General features: G+C 59.0%; 15 protein-coding genes. 11 read left to right on the top strand and 4 right to left on the bottom strand.

Annotated elements, in window-relative coordinates:
• Positions 1–4 precede the first annotated feature (4 nt).
• The 5 genes from ACFOSS_RS00575 to ACFOSS_RS00595 all read left to right on the top strand — a co-directional run bounded on the left by ACFOSS_RS00575 (position 5) and on the right by ACFOSS_RS00595 (position 6,860).
• A complete protein-coding gene (locus ACFOSS_RS00575) occupies positions 5–1,216 on the top strand; it encodes a glycoside hydrolase family 53 protein (RefSeq protein ID WP_377149834.1) in 1,212 nt (403 codons plus the stop codon).
• Between the two features lie 64 nt (positions 1,217–1,280).
• Positions 1,281–3,338 (top strand): beta-galactosidase, encoded by a 2,058-nt coding sequence (locus ACFOSS_RS00580; protein ID WP_377149836.1) that lies wholly within the window; start codon positions 1,281–1,283, stop codon positions 3,336–3,338.
• 57 nt (positions 3,339–3,395) lie between these two features.
• Positions 3,396–3,731, top strand: a complete 336-nt coding sequence (locus ACFOSS_RS00585) for a glucose PTS transporter subunit EIIB (protein ID WP_377149838.1) — start codon at positions 3,396–3,398, stop codon at positions 3,729–3,731.
• A 309-nt stretch (positions 3,732–4,040) separates the two neighbouring features.
• Positions 4,041–5,306, top strand: coding sequence for a glycoside hydrolase family 53 protein (locus ACFOSS_RS00590; RefSeq protein ID WP_377149840.1), 1,266 nt, complete (start codon positions 4,041–4,043; stop codon positions 5,304–5,306).
• A gap of 333 nt (positions 5,307–5,639) precedes the next feature.
• Positions 5,640–6,860 carry a glycoside hydrolase family 53 protein gene (locus ACFOSS_RS00595; RefSeq protein ID WP_377149841.1) on the top strand — a complete coding sequence of 407 codons (1,221 nt, stop codon included), beginning with the start codon at positions 5,640–5,642 and terminating at the stop codon, positions 6,858–6,860.
• Between the two features lie 80 nt (positions 6,861–6,940).
• Here ACFOSS_RS00595 and leuD read toward each other — a convergent pair whose 3' ends face one another.
• Genes leuD through leuA form a run of 4 tightly spaced genes read right to left on the bottom strand, consistent with a single transcriptional unit; the run spans position 6,941 to position 11,632 of the window.
• Entirely contained in the window at positions 6,941–7,540 is a 600-nt protein-coding gene (leuD, locus tag ACFOSS_RS00600) for a 3-isopropylmalate dehydratase small subunit (protein WP_377149843.1), read from the bottom strand.
• Between the two features lie 10 nt (positions 7,541–7,550).
• On the bottom strand, positions 7,551–8,963 hold the full coding sequence (gene leuC, locus ACFOSS_RS00605) for a 3-isopropylmalate dehydratase large subunit (protein ID WP_377149845.1): 1,413 nt from the start codon (positions 8,961–8,963) through the stop codon (positions 7,551–7,553).
• A gap of 3 nt (positions 8,964–8,966) precedes the next feature.
• On the bottom strand, positions 8,967–10,067 hold the full coding sequence (gene leuB, locus ACFOSS_RS00610) for a 3-isopropylmalate dehydrogenase (RefSeq protein ID WP_377149847.1): 1,101 nt from the start codon (positions 10,065–10,067) through the stop codon (positions 8,967–8,969).
• Positions 10,067–11,632 carry a 2-isopropylmalate synthase gene (leuA, locus tag ACFOSS_RS00615; protein WP_377149849.1) on the bottom strand — a complete coding sequence of 522 codons (1,566 nt, stop codon included), beginning with the start codon at positions 11,630–11,632 and terminating at the stop codon, positions 10,067–10,069. Before leuA ends, leuB begins: the two co-directional genes overlap by 1 nt.
• 370 nt (positions 11,633–12,002) lie before the next feature.
• Between leuA and ACFOSS_RS00620 the strand changes: the two genes are divergently transcribed.
• The 6 genes from ACFOSS_RS00620 to ACFOSS_RS00645 all read left to right on the top strand — a co-directional run bounded on the left by ACFOSS_RS00620 (position 12,003) and on the right by ACFOSS_RS00645 (position 17,347).
• On the top strand, positions 12,003–12,500 hold the full coding sequence (locus ACFOSS_RS00620) for a phosphatase PAP2 family protein (RefSeq protein WP_377150636.1): 498 nt from the start codon (positions 12,003–12,005) through the stop codon (positions 12,498–12,500).
• A gap of 23 nt (positions 12,501–12,523) precedes the next feature.
• Positions 12,524–13,624, top strand: a complete 1,101-nt coding sequence (locus ACFOSS_RS00625; RefSeq protein ID WP_377149851.1) for an MJ1255/VC2487 family glycosyltransferase — start codon at positions 12,524–12,526, stop codon at positions 13,622–13,624.
• Between the two features lie 58 nt (positions 13,625–13,682).
• Positions 13,683–13,853 (top strand): hypothetical protein, encoded by a 171-nt coding sequence (locus ACFOSS_RS00630; RefSeq protein WP_377149853.1) that lies wholly within the window; start codon positions 13,683–13,685, stop codon positions 13,851–13,853.
• Between the two features lie 443 nt (positions 13,854–14,296).
• A complete protein-coding gene (locus ACFOSS_RS00635; protein ID WP_377149855.1) occupies positions 14,297–16,015 on the top strand; it encodes an acetolactate synthase 3 large subunit in 1,719 nt (572 codons plus the stop codon).
• A complete protein-coding gene (gene ilvN / locus ACFOSS_RS00640) occupies positions 16,015–16,512 on the top strand; it encodes an acetolactate synthase small subunit (RefSeq protein WP_377149857.1) in 498 nt (165 codons plus the stop codon). The genes ACFOSS_RS00635 and ilvN overlap by 1 nt, the downstream gene beginning before the upstream one ends.
• Positions 16,513–16,705: 193 nt before the next feature.
• Positions 16,706–17,347 (top strand): TIGR04219 family outer membrane beta-barrel protein, encoded by a 642-nt coding sequence (locus ACFOSS_RS00645; RefSeq protein WP_377149859.1) that lies wholly within the window; start codon positions 16,706–16,708, stop codon positions 17,345–17,347.
• Positions 17,348–17,445 lie beyond the last annotated feature (98 nt).

The raw sequence follows: 17,445 nt of genomic DNA on the forward strand, positions 1-17,445 counted from the left end.
AAACATGAAACTCAAACACTCACTGCTGATGGCCGCCCTGCTGGCGGCCGGTTCCCTGACCATGCCGCTGCAGGTCCAGGCCGCCGAACAGGTCACCATCAACAAGGTCGCGGGCATGCCGGCGGACTTCATCAAGGGCGCGGATGTCTCCATGCTGGCAGAAGTCGAGAAGCACGGTGGCAAGTACTTCGATGCCAATGGCAAGCAGATGGATGCAATGCAGATCCTCAAGGACAACGGCTTCAACTATATCCGTCTGCGTCTGTGGGTGGATCCGAAGGATGCCGATGGCAAGGGTTATGGCGGTGGTAACAACGATCTGGCCACCACGATCGCCTTGGCCAAACGCGCCAAGGCACTGGGCTTCAAGTTCCTGCTGGATTATCACTACAGCGACTTCTGGACCGATCCGGGTCGTCAGAACAAGCCGAAGGCCTGGGCCAACATGAACGCCGAACAGCTGACCAAGGCGGTGCATGATTACACCAAGAGCTCGTTTGCCGAGTTCAAGAAGGCCGGCGTATTGCCGGACATGGTGCAGATCGGTAACGAAATCAACGGTGGCATGCTGTGGCCGGAAGGCAAGAGCTGGGGCCAGAACGGTGGCGAATTTGATCGTCTCGCCGGCATGCTCAAGGCCGGTATTAGCGGTGTGAAGGAAAACCTCGCCAAGGATGAGCAGGTGAAGATCATGCTGCACCTGGCCGAAGGGACCAAGAATGATACCTTCGTCTGGTGGTTTGACGAGATCACCAAACGCAATGTCGAGTTCGATGTGATCGGTTTGTCGTTCTACACCTACTGGAACGGCCCGATCAGCGCGCTGAAGTACAACATGGACGACATCGCCAAGCGCTACAACAAGGATCTGATTGTGGTTGAAGCCGCCTATGGCTACACCACCGACAACTGTGACAATGCCGAGAACAACTTTACGGCCAAGGAAGCCGCCGATGGTGGCTATCCGGCCAGTGTTCAGGGCCAGGCAGATTTCCTGCACGATCTGATGAAGAGCATCGTCGAGGTTCCTGGCCAACGCGGCAAGGGCATTTTCTACTGGGAGCCGGCCTGGCTGCCGACTCCTGGCGCAACCTGGGCGACGAAGGCGGGCATGAAGTACAACGATGATGACTGGAAAGAGGGTAACGCCCGCGAGAACCAGTCACTGTTCGATTGCCAAGGTCATGTCCTGCCGTCGATCAAGGTCTTTAACTAACCCTTTTCGCGGCCCCATCTCCCCACTCGGGGCCGCGCTTTTTCGCAGTTTTTCGGAGCAGAGCATGCACAAGTTTCCCCCACTTAGTGATAAGGCGCCGGTGATGTTGCACGGTGCCGACTACAACCCGGACCAGTGGCTGGATGACCCTGAAGTGTTGCGCAAAGACATCGAGATGATGAAACAGACGCGCAGCAACGTCATGTCGGTCGGCATCTTCAGCTGGTCTGGTCTGGAGCCGGAAGAGGGGCGCTACGAGTTCGGCTGGCTGGATTCCGTACTGGACAACCTGCACCAGAACGGTATCTCCGTTTTTCTGGCCACGCCGAGTGGCGCTCGCCCGGCCTGGTTATCCAACAAATTCCCCGAGGTGCTGCGCGTCAGCAAGGAGCGGGTCCGTGCGCTGCACGGTGGCCGCCACAACCACTGCCTGACCTCACCGGTGTACCGGGAAAAAGTCCGCCAGATGAACACGGCATTGGCCAAGCGCTACGCGCACCATCCGGCGGTCATCGGCTGGCACATCTCCAACGAGTACGGTGGCGAGTGTCACTGTGATCTGTGCCAGAACCAGTTCCGTGACTGGCTCAAGGCGCGCTATGGCACTCTGGATGCACTGAACAAGGCATGGTGGAGCACCTTCTGGAGCCATACCTATACCGACTGGTCGCAAGTCGAGTCACCGTCACCGATTGGTGAAGTGTCGATTCATGGCCTGAATCTGGACTGGAAGCGCTTCAATACCGCTCAGGTCACCGACTTCTGTGCCGAGGAGATCAAGCCGCTGAAGGCCGAGAACCCGGCGATCCCGACCACCACCAACTTCATGGAGTACTTCTACGACTACGACTACTGGCAGTTGTCGAAGGTCATCGACTTCGTGTCGTGGGACAGCTATCCGCTGTGGCACAACGAGGGCGATGACTGCACGCTGGCGGCTTACACCGGCATGTATCACGACCTGATGCGTACCTTGAAGGGCGGCAAGCCGTTCTATCTGATGGAGTCCACGCCGAGCCTGACCAACTGGCAACCGATCAGCAAGCTCAAAAAACCGGGCATGCATATCCTCTCGTCGCTGCAGGCGGTGGCACACGGTTCGGATTCGGTACAGTACTTCCAGTGGCGCAAGAGCCGCGGTTCGGTAGAGAAGTTCCACGGTGCCGTGGTCGATCACGTCGGGCACATCGACACCCGTGTTGGGCGTGAAGTGCAGGCGCTGGGCGAGATCCTGAGCAAGCTGGATGCGGTGGTCGGCACAGGTGTCGATGCCAAGGTCGCCATCATCTTTGATTGGGAAAGTCGCTGGGCGATGGACAATGCCCAGGGGCCGCGCAATGCCGGCCTGTTCTATGAGAAGACCGTGACCGAACACTATCGTGCCTTCTGGGAGCAGGGGGTGGCGGTGGATGTGATCAATGCCGATTGTGATCTGAGTGGTTACCAGCTGGTGATTGCCCCGATGCTGTATATGGTGCGCGACGGATTTGCCGAGCGGGTGGATGCCTTTGTGCAGGCCGGTGGACAGTTTGTCGCCAGCTATTGGACCGGTGTCGTCAACGAGAGCGACCTGTGCCACCTCGGTGGTTTCCCGGGGCCGCTGCGTCCGATTCTGGGCATCTGGGCCGAGGAGATCGACGGTCTGTATGACGATGAGAGCAACTCCGTCAGTGGTATCGACGGCAATGCACTGGGGCTGACCGGACCGTATCAGGTGACCCATCTGTGCGAGCGCATCCAGTTGGAGGGCGCCGAGGCGCTGGCCACCTATGGCAGTGACTTCTATGCCGGAGAGCCGGCGGTGACCGTCAAGTCCCACGGTGCCGGCAAGGCCTACTATGTCGCTTCCCGCAACGATCTGGCCTTCCAGCGCGACTTCTTCGGTCGCCTGATCGCCGATCTGGCGCTGCCAAGAGCGCTGGAGAGCACACTGCCTGCAGGTGTCACTGCTCAGTGTCGTACCGATGGCGAACAGAAGTTTGTCTTTGTACAGAACTACACCCGTGAGGTGCGTTACGTGACGTTGCCGCAAGGCTATCGCGATCTGGTCTCGGGCGACGAGCTCAGTGGTCAGCTGACGCTGCCGGCGTTTGGTGTGCGCGTTCTGGCGCGTGCGTTGTGATGTGTTGGCCCGCGATGCGGGCCTCACTCATACCATGGTGGCGACAGGAGGAAGGCCATGCGTGATATCAGGGAATATAAACAGGTGCTACTGGAGTTGCTCGGCAAGAAGGCTTCGCCGCGCCAGTCGCCTGCAGAGGCGGACCCGACGGCGCTAGCGCTGATGGAGGCGCTCGGTGGCAAAGACAACATCTTCAGTCTGGATGCCTGTCTGACCCGGCTCCGGGTCGAGGTCAAAGTGCTGGGGCTGGTCAACCATGACAAGCTGCAGAAGCTCGGTGCCCTGGGCGTTGTGATTGTTGGCCATGAGGTGCAGGCGATCTTCGGCAAGCGTTCGGACTCGCTGCGTCAGGATCTTGAGCGCTGGTTTGGACTGGATCACCTGGCGCCGTGAGTGCGGTAGAGCTGCGGATGTAAGCGGCGGGCCTGGGCCCGCCCTTTTTTTTAAAATTGTGTAACCGATTTCCCTTTTATCGGTTATTATGATATCTCTTTTTCGGAAGCAACTTAGTTTCACCCGCTGCATTGCAGAGAAAGCCCCACTTTCTCTACTTTTTTTTACGCTTTTCGCCGGTAAATTCCATTTTGTTGAAAAGTGATCCAGATTGGATAATTGTGTAATCGATTCCATCATTTGCTCTGGGTTGCTGCCTGGTGCTGATAGCATGCTCAGCAGACTCTGAACATAAAAGGAATCATCCCTATGCAAACCTCTTACCCTGTAACTCGCCAGCCCAAGCGCTGGCCGCGACTGGCGGTGCTGTTGCTCAGCAGCTGTCTGATGGCTTGTGGTGGTGGCAGTAGCTCGTCCGGCGGCTCGTCCGGTGGTGACGACGATGGTGGTGACACGACGCCGGTCACGCTGGCTATCCGTGGTGTGGATATGTCGATGTTGGAGCGGGTCGAAGAGGCCGGCGGCACCTTTCAGCAAAATGGCACCACTGCCGATGGGATGGCATTGATGCAGGCCAATGGCGCCAACCTGGTGCGCTTGCGGTTGTGGGTCGATCCACAATCCGCCTCGGGGGAGGCCTACGGCGGGGGGGACAGCGATTTGGCGCGAGTGACCCGTCTGGCCAAGCGTGCCGAAGCGGCCGGGATGAGCTGGATGCTGGATCTGCATTACAGCGATTTCTGGACCGATCCGGGTAAACAGGTCAAGCCCAAGGCATGGGCCAACCTGAGCGATGATGCGCTGGTGACCCAGGTTGAAACTTACACCCAGCAGGTGATGGCACATCTCATCGGTCAAGGAGTGGCTCCAGCCTATGTTCAGGTGGGCAACGAGATTAACTCCGGCATGTTATGGCCGACAGGCAAAAACTGGGGTGACGGCAGCGGTGGCTTCGACATGTTGGCCAAGCTGCTGCAGGCCGGGGTCAACGGTGTGCGCGCCGCAGAGCAGGATGCCAGCGTGGCGACGCCCGCCAAGGTGATCCTGCATCTGGCTGAAGGGGGCAACAACGCGACGTTCCGCTGGTGGTTTGATGCCATTACCGCCCGCAGTGTGGCGTTCGACATCATCGGCGTCTCCTACTATCCCTATTGGCATGGCAGCTTGACAGACCTCAAGGCCAACCTCACCGATATCAGCAGCCGCTACAACAAACCGGTACTGGTGGTGGAAACGGCCTATGCGTTTACTCTGGAGAACGCCGATTCGCTCGGCAATAACTTTGGCTCCAGCACCGAAGTGACGAATGGCGGCTATCCGGCCACCCCGGCTGGCCAGCAGCAGTTCCTCAAGGATTTGCGTACCACGCTGGCGGCGGTGCCCAACGGACAGGCATTGGGATTTGTCTACTGGGAGCCGGATTGGCTGGCGGTGGATGCCACCTGGGCCAGTGATGCCGGTATGAACTATATCAGCACCTCAGGCAATGTCGGCAATGCGTGGGAGAACCAGGCGCTGTTCGATTTCAATGGCGATGCGCTGCCGGCGCTGGCGGAGCTGGCGGCTTCTCGCTAGGGCTAGAAGCGGCTTGAAATGGATGGACAGGGGGAGCTTTGGCTCCCTTTTTTTATGCGCTCAAAAAGCCGGCAAACTGTTTGTGTAATCGCTATCACAAATTTGTGCAAATTTGCCGTGAAACCGCTTTCTAATTTGTGGCGAGTCGCTATAGTAGCTCTCGGAAGTTCCTTTGTTTTACCGTGCTGAGTTGACAGAGAAAGCGCTGCTTTCTCTGTTTTTTTTACCCATTAAACAGAATGGGACTCAGTTGTTGATGTTGTGTAATCGATAACAAAATAGCTGTGTTTGGTGCGAGTTCGTTACGTATATCAGAATACGGGAGTGCGACTGATGGCTGTGAAAAGGTTCTACCGGCGGCATCTGCCTGCTGTCGGCACATGGGTGTTGGCCTGTGTCTTGACCGCCTGCAATGGCGAGGCTCCGACTGCCGGGACACGGCTGGCGTTGCGCGGTGTCGATGTGTCGATGCTGGAGCGGGTCGAGGAATCCGGCAGTCACTTTCAGGCTGGCGGCCAGACGGGCGATGCGTTGGCAATACTGCAGCAACATGGCGCCAACTTGGTTCGCTTGCGGCTCTGGGTCGATCCCAAGGATGCCAACGGCAAAGCCTACGGCGGCGGCAACTCGGATTTGCCGCGCGTGATGCGGCTGGCCAAGCGCGCCAAGGCGTTGCAGCTGCCCTGGCTGCTGGATCTGCATTACAGCGACTTCTGGACCGATCCTGGCAAACAGTTCAAGCCCAAAGCCTGGGAGGGATTATCCGATGCCGATCTGGTCAAGCAGGTGCATGACTACAGCCAGCAGGTGATGACGACCTTGCTGCAGGCCGATCTGGCGCCGAGTTATGTGCAGGTAGGTAACGAGATCAACTCTGGCCTATTGTGGCCCAGCGGTAAAAACTGGGCAAATGACGGCGAACAGGTCGGCGGATTTGACATGCTGGCGACGCTGCTCAAGGCCGGGATCAGTGGCATTCGCGAGGCCGAACAGGCCGCGGGTGGCAAGCATCACAGTCAAATCATTCTGCACCTGGCCAAAGGGGCGGACAGTCAGACGCTGGGCTGGTGGTTTGAGGAGATGGCTCCGCACAAGGTCGATTTCGATATCATTGGCCTTTCCTATTACCCCTTCTGGGACGGCTCGTTACAGGCGCTAAAAGAGAACATCACCCGGTTGGCCGATCGCTACGACAAGCCGGTGCTGATTGTCGAAACCGCCTATGCGTTTACGACCGAAAACGGCGATCGCCTGGGAAACAACTTTGGAGCCGATTCGGCTGCGGCAGGTGGATTTCCGGCCACGCCACAGGGGCAGCAGCAGTATCTGCAGGCATTGCGTCAGGTGCTGGCGTCGCTGCCGGATGACAAGGGGCTGGGTTATGTCTACTGGGCGCCGGATTGGCTGCGTTATGGCGGCACCTGGGCCACCTTTGCCGGCATGCAGTATCTGCACACGGGCGGTAATGTTGGCAATGCCTGGGAAAATCAGGCGCTGTTTGATTTCAACGGCGACGCTCTGCCTGCCATTGCTGAGTTGGGCGAGGTGCGTTGAGGCGACAGTGTTTGCCAAGTAATCCAAATAACAACGGCCCCGCGGGGCCGTTGTTGTTTCGTCGGCTGACAACCGGCTATTTACAGCCAGGCGGGTTGCCTGGCTTCAAATGCATCGATGGCATCCGCGTGCTGCAGCGTCAGGCCGATGTTATCCAGGCCATTCATGATGCAGTAGCGGCGGAACTCGTCTATGACGAAGTCGAAGCACAGATCGGCAGCGCGCACCTGGCGGTGCTCCAGATCCACCGTGATGGTCTGGCCTTCATTGGCTGCCACCAGCTTGAACAGTGCATCCACTTCTTCAGGCTGCAGACGCACCACCAGCAGGCCATTATTCAGCGAGTTGCCGTAGAAGATATCGGCAAAGCTCGGCGCTATGATGGCGCGCAGACCGTAGTCGGCCAGTGCCCAAGGGGCGTGTTCGCGGCTGGAGCCGTTGCCGAAGTTCTCCCGCGCCAACAGGATGCTGGCACCCTGATAGCGTGGGGCATTCAGGATAAAGTCGGGATTGGGCTGCTCGCCGGCGTCATCCAGGAAGCGCCAGTCATGGAACAGGTGCTTGCCAAACCCCAGCTTGGAGACCTTCTGCAGAAACTGCTTGGGGATGATCTGGTCGGTATCAACGTTGGCAGCATCCAGCGGCGCAGCGAGACCGGTATGTTGTTTAAACTCTTGCATGGCGCGCTCCTTACAGCTCTCGGATATCGACAAAGTGACCGGCGACCGCGGCCGCGGCGGCCATCGCCGGGCTGACCAGGTGGGTACGGCCGCCACGGCCCTGACGACCTTCGAAGTTGCGGTTGCTGGTGGCGGCACAGCGTTCGCCCGGTTGCAGACGGTCGTTGTTCATCGCCAGGCACATGGAGCAGCCCGGCAGACGCCATTCAAAACCGGCGGCGATGAAGATCTGATCCAGCCCTTCGGCTTCGGCCTGCTTCTTCACCTGTTGCGAGCCAGGTACCACCAGTGCCTGGACGCCAGCGGCCACTTTCTGTCCCTTGGCCAGTGCCGCTTTGGCGATGGCCGCAGCGGCCCGCATGTCTTCGATGCGGCCGTTGGTGCAGGAGCCGATGAACACCTTGTCGATCTTGACGTCGGTCAGCTTCTGGCCGGCTTCGATCGCCATGTACTCCAGTGCCTTCTGGCAGGAGTGCTGGGCGACGGCATCGCTGAAATCGGCCGGCGCCGGGATCGGTTGATCGACGGCAATGACCTGGCCCGGGTTGGTGCCCCAGGTCACCTGCGGCGCTATGCTCGGGCCATCCAGGGTGATCACGGCATCAAACTGTGCATCAGCGTCGCTGTGCAGCGTCTGCCAGTAGTCGACTGCGGCATCCCAGTCGGCGCCCTGCGGAGCAAACGGACGGCCCTTGAGGTAGGCGAAGGTGGTCTCGTCCGGTGCGACCATACCGGCCTTGGCGCCCATTTCGATCGCCATGTTGCACACCGTCATCCGCTCTTCCATCGACAGCGCCTGGATACCTTCACCACAGAACTCGACCACATAGCCGGTGCCGCCGGCGGTGCCGGTCTTGCCGATAATGGCGAGGATGATGTCCTTGGCACTGATGCCGGCAGCCACCTTGCCCTTGACCTCGATCTTCATGGTCTTGGCGCGGCCCTGCTTCAGGGTCTGGGTCGCCAGTACGTGTTCCACTTCCGAGGTGCCGATGCCGAAGGCCAGGGCGCCGAAGGCACCGTGGGTGGCGGTATGGGAGTCGCCACAGACGATGGTGGTGCCCGGCAGCGTCAGGCCGATCTCCGGGCCCATGACGTGGACTATGCCCTGCCATTCGTGGCCGAGGCCATACAGCGGTACACCGAAGTCTTTGGCGTTCTGCATCAGCGTCTGCATCTGGACGCGGGCCATCTCGCCAGAGGCGGCGATATCACTGCTCTGGGTGGAGACGTTGTGATCCATGGTCGCCCAGGTGCGATCGGTGCGCCGCACCTGACGCCCCATCTGCCGCAGGCCATCAAACGCCTGCGGGCTGGTCACTTCGTGCACCAGATGACGGTCGATGTAGATGATCGGCGTTTCGCCGGCGGCCTCATGCACCACATGGGCTTCGAATACTTTTTGATAAAGGGTCTTGGCCATGGCTCAAATCTCCCGGATGCGGGCGGCGATCTGGCTGCCCATGTCAGCGGTGCTCTGCACCGGATGCTTGCCGGTTTTGCCCTGCAACAGGTCGCCGGTCAGGTAGCCGGCAGCCAGCGTCTCGGCAACGGCGCGCTCGATGGCCTGGGCGGCCTGCTCCTGCTTGAAGCTGTAGCGCAGCATCAACGCCGCGGAGAGGATCTGCGCTACCGGGTTGGCAATGCCCAAGCCTGCGATATCCGGTGCCGAGCCACCGGCCGGTTCATACAAACCAAAACCGTCGGCGTTCAGGCTGGCAGAGGGCAGCATGCCCATGGAGCCGGTGATCATGGCGCACTCGTCGGAGAGGATGTCGCCGAACAGGTTGGAGCAGAGCAGAATGTCGAACTGCGCCGGATCTTTCACCAGTTGCATGGTGGCGTTATCGATGTACATGTGGTTGAGCTCCACTTCCGGGAACTCCTTGGCCACCTCATTCACCACCTGACGCCACAGGATCGAGCTTTGCAGCACGTTGGCCTTGTCGATGGAGGTGACTTTCTTGCGCCGCACCATGGCAGACTGGAATGCGATGCGGGCGATGCGCTCGATCTCATAACGGTGATAGACCTCGGTGTCGAACGCCTTCTCCATGGCGCCTTCACCTTCGCGGCCCTTCGGCTGGCCGAAGTAGATACCACCGGTCAGCTCGCGCACGCAGACGATATCGAAGCCGCGATCGGAGATATCGGCGCGCAGCGGAGACAGGGCGTTCAGCCCTTGATGGATCTGGGCCGGACGCAGGTTGCAGAACAGCTTGAAGTGTCCACGCAGCGGCAGCAGGGCACCGCGCTCCGGCTGTTCATTCGGCGGCAGGTGTTCCCACTTCGGGCCACCCACCGAGCCGAACAGCACCGCATCGGCCGCTTCACAGGCTGCGAGCGTGCCGGGGGGCAGAGGGCAGCCATGGTTGTCGATGGCGATCCCGCCGACATCGTGTTCGCTGAAGTCAAACTGGATACCGAAGGTGCTGGATACGGCGGCGAGCACCTTGCGGGCTTCGGCCATGACCTCGGGACCAATGCCGTCGCCGGGCAGAACGGCGACCTTGTAACTTCCTGTCATCAGATAGTCTCCAACTTTGATTTCTGTGAAATTTTTTCTTTTTGTTCCGCCACCTGGCAGGCGCGGTGTACGTTGTTCATCACGTGAACCAGGGCCTGGGCCGAGGATTCGACGATGTCGGTGGCCAGCCCCATGCCGTGGAACTTGCGCCCTTCATATTCGGCGACGATATCCACCTGACCCAGCGCATCCTTGCCTTCGCCCTTGCTCTTCAATTCATATTTGTCGATGCGCAGGTTGTAGCCGGTGATGCGGTTGATGCACTGGTAAACGGCATCGACCGGACCGTTGCCGGTGGCGGCCTCACACACCATCTCGCCGCCGACTTTCATGCGCACGCTGGCGGTCGCCATCACGCTGCCACCGGAGAGCACGCTCAGGTAGTCGAGCTTGAACTGCTCCGGCTCCTCCTGGATCTGGCTGAAGAACAGCAGCGCTTCGAGATCGTAGTCGAACACCTGTCCTTTCTTGTCCGCCAGCTTCAGGAAGCTGTCATAGATCTGGTCCAGGTCATAGCTGCCTTCCGGGTAGCCCATCAGCTCGAGGCGGTGCTTGATGACATGGCGGCCGGAGCGCGAGGTCATGTTCAGGGTGTTCTGGTTCAGACCGATGCTTTCCGGGGTGATGATCTCGTAGGTGTTCTTGGCCTTGAGTACGCCATCCTGGTGGATGCCGGAGCTGTGGGAGAACGCATTGGCGCCGACGATGGCCTTGTTCGGCTGGATCGGCATGTTGCACAGGCGGCTGACCAGCTGGCTGGTACGGTGAATTTCCTGGTGCTTGAGGTTGGTGTGCACACCCAGGATGTCGGCCCGGGTCTTCAAGATCATGGCCACTTCTTCCAGTGAGCAGTTACCGGCCCGTTCGCCGATACCGTTGAGCGTGCCTTCCACCTGGCGGGCACCCATCTGGATGGCGGCGATGGAGTTGGCGACAGACAGCCCCAGATCGTCATGGCAATGCACCGAGATCACCGCCTTGTCGATGTTCGGGACCCGGTTGAACAACGTCTGGATGATGCCGCCGAACTCTGAAGGCACTGTGTAGCCGACGGTATCCGGGATATTGACCGTGGTGGCGCCGGCGTTAATCGCCGCTTCCACCATGCGACAGAGGTTGTCAATCGGCGTGCGTCCGGCATCCTCGCAGGAGAATTCAACGTCATCAGTGAATTTTCTTGCATATTTAACTGCATTAACGCCCATTTCCAGCACATCCTCAAAGCGCTTGCGCAGTTTGTTTTCGACGTGAATGGTGGAAGTGGCGAGGAAGGTGTGGATACGGAACTGCTCGGCCACCTTCAAGGCTTCGGCGGCGGCGAAGATGTCTTTTTCCAGGGCACGGGAGAGGGCACAAACCCGGCTGTTTTTCACATGGCGGGCTATGGTCTGTACCGATTCGAAATCGCCCGGTGACGAGATCGGGAAGCCGACTTCCATGACGTCCACACCCAGTCGCTCCAGCGCCAGCGCGATTTGCAGTTTCTCTTTGACCGTCAGGCTGGCGGACAGCGCCTGTTCGCCGTCGCGTAATGTGGTGTCGAATATGATGACCCGATCTGACATGATGACTTCCTCTCTCGTCTATTCGTCCGTGCGCCAGAATGCGGTAATAAAAAACCCGTGCTGGACGCACGGGTTTGGTGAAATCTGCCTAGCTTACACTCAGCCAAGACTAACCCGCGCGGTTCTCCACGATTAGGGTTAGTAGTAGTAGCGGGCGAGTGAAACGCATATTTAGTCAATTCCTTCTGGCAACTGCCCATACCAATAGCCGATTTGGACCGCCGTTGTCAACTCATCTTGTGGTCGCCATCTGTCATCAAGTTGTTATCTGGCGGTCAAGGCGCTGTCATACCGCCCCCCTAGGCTGAACGCGAAATGGAGAAAAAGTGTACGCCGCACAGGGCGGCCTGGATGCGCAGGAGCAAGGATGATGAAACGACTTCAACGCCTCGATCTACGCTGCAGCGAACTGTTCCTGCAGCATGGCTACAACCAGCTTCAGGCGCGCATCAGCCGCCTGGTATCAAGAACCGGGGATGGTCCCCTCTATCTGCTCATCGCGCTGCTGCTGGCAGCCGTCGACGGCAGCCGCGGCATGGCGTTTTTGATCAGTGGCCTGACCATCTTTGCCATTGAGCTGCCGCTGTATCTGTTGCTGAAAAATTTCATTCGTCGTGAACGGCCGCGCGGTTTGCCGGTGTTTATTCGCCCTTCGGATCGCTACAGCCTGCCCTCCGGTCACACGGCGGCCGCGTTTGTGATGGCGTCGCTGGTGGCGGCTTACTATCCATACGCCAGCGGTGCGGCGTTTGTCTGGGCCACCTGCATCGGCGCATCGCGCCTGTTGCTCGGTGTGCATTTTTTAACGGATCTGGTCGCCGGAGCCGTGCTCGGCTTTGGGTGTGCCGCTCTGGTGCTGTTCTGTTGATCGTGGGGATATGAGGAAAACGCATGCGGATTCTGTATGGAGTGCAGGGCACAGGCAATGGTCACATCAGTCGCAGCCGGACGCTGGCGCAGGCACTGGCCAGGCACGGCGTGATGGTGGATTACCTGTTTTCCGGTCGCGAGCCGTCAGCCTACTTCGACATGGAGGCATTCGGTGATTACCGGACGGCCCACGGGCTGACGTTTCACTCCCACGATGGTTGCATCGATATCTGGCAAACGCTGACCCGTTCGCGGCCATTGCAATTGCTGCGTGATATCGGTGCCCTGGATCTGGAGCGTTATGATCGTGTCATCAGTGATTTTGAGCCGGTCTCCGCCTGGGCCGCCCGACGGCAAGGCGTCGCCGCGCTCGGGATCAGTCATCAGGCCTCCTTCGCCTACGAGATCCCGCGCCGCGGCGAGCAGTGGTCGGCACGTCTCATCATGCGCCGCTACGCACCCGTAACCCGGGCGATTGGTCTGCACTGGTTTCATTTCGGTCATCCGATTCTGCCGCCGATTATCGATCCGCTGCAGGCAGGTGATGAGGACGACACGATTCTGGTCTATCTGCCGTTCGAGTCACTGGCCGCGATTCGGCAACTGCTGTCGCGATTTGGGGGCGAGCGGTTTGTCTGCTTCCATCCGGAGGTGCAGGAGACCCATCTGGAGGGGAATCTCTTGTGCCAGCCGCTGGGGCGCGCGGCGTTCAAGCAGGCGCTGTGCAATTGTCGTGGCGTGATCTCGAATGCCGGATTCGAACTGGCTTCCGAAGCGCTGACACTGGGCAAGAAACTGCTGCTCAAGCCACTCCAGGGCCAGTTTGAACAGGCGAGCAATGCCATGACCCTCGAGCTGCTCGGTCTGGCGGACGTGATGCCGGTGCTGGCCTCGGCCAAGGTTCGGGACTGGCTGGATCAGCAGGCGGTCGGTGCCGTGGTCTACCCGGATGTGGCCGGTGAGATAGCCCAATGGCTGGCCGGGGGCGAGCAGGAGCCATTGTCGCTGCTGGTGAACCGGTTATGGAACCGGGTCTGCTTCCCCGAGGCAACCTGTGATCGGCTGGCGGAGCTTGGCCTGGCCGATAACCTCAAATGCGGCTTGTTGTTGAACATCCCCTGACCGGCTCTGCTAGGCTTTAAAGGCGAACCCTTGGCGAACTGGAGCAAGGAGGTGACATATGATGTTCAAGAACCAGCGTGGTGAAGAGGTCTACCTGGCCGACAACCTGACGCTGAAAGAGTTGGCGGACATGGGCATGACGATTCAACTGACAGAGCGCGCCGATCAGGAGCATCAAATCTGGCAGGATGAAGAGAACGAAGAGATCTCTGCCGGCAGGGACCGGTAGCAGGTGCAACGGCAAAACCCGATCTGCGGATCGGGTTTTTTGATCCGCCATCCCGGTGCGTGTCAATCCGCTGTGAACTTTCGTTTTATCTGTTTCTTTCTATATATATAGCGGATCAATCGGATTAGGCATTGAGCCGTGGAATATTCATCCGTCATCGTGGCTTGCGGGTATCGAAATGTGCAGTTGTGAACCGCCGTTGCCCTGTTCTGAGGCAGCAAATCCATGGACAAGGCAACGGAAGCGGGTTAATTTCAATTTTCCATTCGCAGCCAGCGGCAGGGTTTTGTTCGAATAATAACCCATCTATTCAAAAGGTTATGCTGAGTCGCTCCAATCAGGGGACTGACCATAGCCTTACCTGCCCTCAGCGTCTGGCGTCGGGGCCCGGGCCCCGACGGCGCAAACTTATATAAACGGAGTGAAGCCTGGAGGCTTGTATCATGGAGATGTTATCAGGCGCGGAGATGGTGGTTCGTGCGCTGGAGGACGAAGGGGTAGAACACATTTTTGGTTACCCCGGCGGCTCGGTGCTCGATATCTATGACGCCCTCTTCGAGAACAGCAAGATTGAACACGTGCTGGTTCGTCACGAACAGGCAGCCGTGCATATGGCGGATGGTTATGCCCGTTCCACCGGCAAGGTGGGGGCGGTACTGGTGACCTCGGGTCCCGGCGCCACCAACTGTATTACCGGCATTGCAACCGCGTACATGGACTCCATCCCGATGGTGATCCTGTCCGGTCAGGTGCCGACAACCCTGATTGGCGACGATGCGTTCCAGGAAGTGGATATGATTGGTATCTCACGTCCTGTGGTGAAACACAGCTTCTTGTGCAAACAGGCCAGCGATATTCCGCAGGCCATCAAGAAAGCTTTTTACATTGCCGCGACCGGCCGTCCTGGCCCCGTGGTGGTGGATCTGCCCAAAGATGTGCAGAACCCGAAGGAAAAATTCCCGTACGAATATCCCAAGAGTGTCAGCCTGCGCTCGTACAACCCGAGCAAGGCCGGTCACAAGGGACAGATCAAGCGGGCGGCGAAGATGCTGGCTGAAGCCAAGAAGCCGGTGCTGTATGTTGGCGGTGGTGCCGTTGCGGCCAATGCCAATGCGCAAGTCACCAGGCTGGCCGAACTGTTCAGCCTGCCGGTTACCTGTACCCTGATGGGGTTGGGGGCCTTCCCGGGCAACCACAGTCAGTTTGTGGGCATGCTCGGCATGCACGGCACCTATGAAGCCAACAAGACGATGCACAACTCGGATCTGATCGTGGCGCTCGGTGCCCGGTTTGACGACCGGGTGACCAACAACGTCGCCAAGTTCTGTCCGGATGCCAAGATCATCCACGTCGATATCGACCCGGCAACCATTTCCAAGACGATTCAGGTCGATGTGCCGATCGTCGGAGCCATCGATACCGTGCTCGATCAGATGCTCGAAGCGGTCAGCGAGCTGGGCCTGACCATCGATGATGGTGCCCTGGCGGACTGGTGGGAGCAGATTGACGGCTGGCGCGCCAAGCGCTGCCTGAGCTACGAGAAGAGCAGCAGCCAGATCAAGCCGCAGCAGGTGATCGAGACCCTGTACCGGGTCACGCAAGGCAAGGCCTATGTCGCTTCCGACGTTGGCCAGCACCAGATGTTTGCCGCGCTCTACTATCCGTTTGCCCAACCGCGGCAATGGATCAACTCCGGCGGCCTTGGCACCATGGGCTTCGGTCTGCCGGCCGCGATGGGGGTACAGTTTGCCCATCCGGACGCGGTCGTCGCCTGCGTCACCGGTGACGGTTCAATCCAGATGAACATCCAGGAGCTCTCGACCTGTCTGCAATACGGCGTACCGGTGAAGATCATTGCGCTGAACAACCGGGCGCTGGGCATGGTCAAGCAGTGGCAGAAGATGTTCTACGGCGGGCGTCACAGCCACTCCTACATGGAGTCACTGCCGGATTTCGTCAAGCTGGCCGAGTCTTACGGTCATGTCGGCATCCGTGTCGACGATCCGGCGAAGCTGGAAGAGGCGATGGCCTACGCCTTCTCGCTGAAGGATCGCCTGGTGTTCATGGATATTGCTGTTGATCCGGATGAGCATGTCTATCCGATGCAGATCAAGTTTGGCTCCATGGAAGAGATGTGGTTGAGCAAGACGGAGCGTACCTGATGCGACATTTAATTTCAGTTTTGCTGGAAAACGAATCCGGTGCCCTGAGTCGTGTGATCGGTCTGTTTTCGCAGCGCGGTTACAACATCGAGACCCTGACAGTCGCTCCGACCGAGGATCCGACGCTGTCGCGCATGACCATCGTGACGTTGGGAGATGAGCGAGTCATCGAGCAGATCACCAAGCAGCTGCACAAGCTGGTGGACGTGCTCAAGGTCTCCGATATCACCGAAGGCAGCCACATTGAGCGCGAGATCATGCTGGTGAAGAGCCGGGCCAACACCCCGGACGCCCGTGACGAGGTCAAGCGCCTGTCCGAGATATTCCGTGGTCAGATCGTCGATGTGACACCGGATCTCTACACAGTGCAGCTGGTCGGCACCAGCGACAAGCTGGATGCCTTCATCGGCACCTTGCGTCAGGCCACCGAGATCGTCGAGGTGGTACGCAGCGGCGTGTGCGGTATTGCCCGTGGCGAGCGTGCATTGCACGCCTGATGCGACGGCGCGGCCAGCCCGCATCGGTAACTAACGACCCAAACCCGCTGCGGCGGGTTTTTTTATGCCGCTCGTCAGCTGGCCGCGGTTTTATTCCCGCCGTCGGCGCACTGGCGCAGGAATAAAAGAGTAGGGTTTCGGGTGACGATGAGTAAAATAGGGCCGCTATGCGTTTTTAACTTGAGGAATCAACGTGAAAAAGAGCTATATCGGTCTGTGCTGCGCACTGCTGGCTTCTGCTTCTGCTGTTCAGGCCGCCGATCTGAGTCTGGCCCTGGCCCTCGGTACCGATTACTGGAATCCGACGCCGTCCGGTACCGTCAACGATGCCGGCGCGCACTATGATGACCAATCCCAGTGGACCTTCTGGGCCGATCTGCGCCATGGCATTCCGTTGCTGCCGAACGTCAACCTGCAACGCACGACCTACGACACCAATGGTCTGGGTGTTAACAACGATCTGGAGGCCTGGGATCTGGCGCTCTACTACCGTCTGTTCGACAACGATCTGTTCGGTATCGGTGGCGGTCTGGATCTGCGTCAGTACAACGGCAGTTGGTTTGGCAAGGATTATGACGAACTGGAGCCGCTGGCTTACCTGCAGGCCGAAGCCAATATTCCGGGCACCAGCCTGAGCGTGTTCGGTGATGCACGCGGTGCCGCCTGGGATGGCAACCACTCCCATGACTACCGCGTCGGTATGGCGCTCGAATTCGTGCCCAAGTTCCACCTGCGCGGCGGTTATCGCAACGTGCGTCTGGATGACAATGTTGATGGTGTCAAGCTGACCCAGAACATGGACGGCTGGTTTGCCGGTGCCGAATACCGCTTCTAAAGCCCGTTTCATCCGTTATCAGGCCGCGGTTGCGGCCTTTTTTATTTCCATTTGGAATTAAAAATGCGGTTTTGTTCTTTGATATGGATATAAGCACT

This window comes from Pseudaeromonas sharmana (assembly GCF_042649925.1).
GTDB classification, from domain to species: domain Bacteria; phylum Pseudomonadota; class Gammaproteobacteria; order Enterobacterales; family Aeromonadaceae; genus Pseudaeromonas; species Pseudaeromonas sharmana.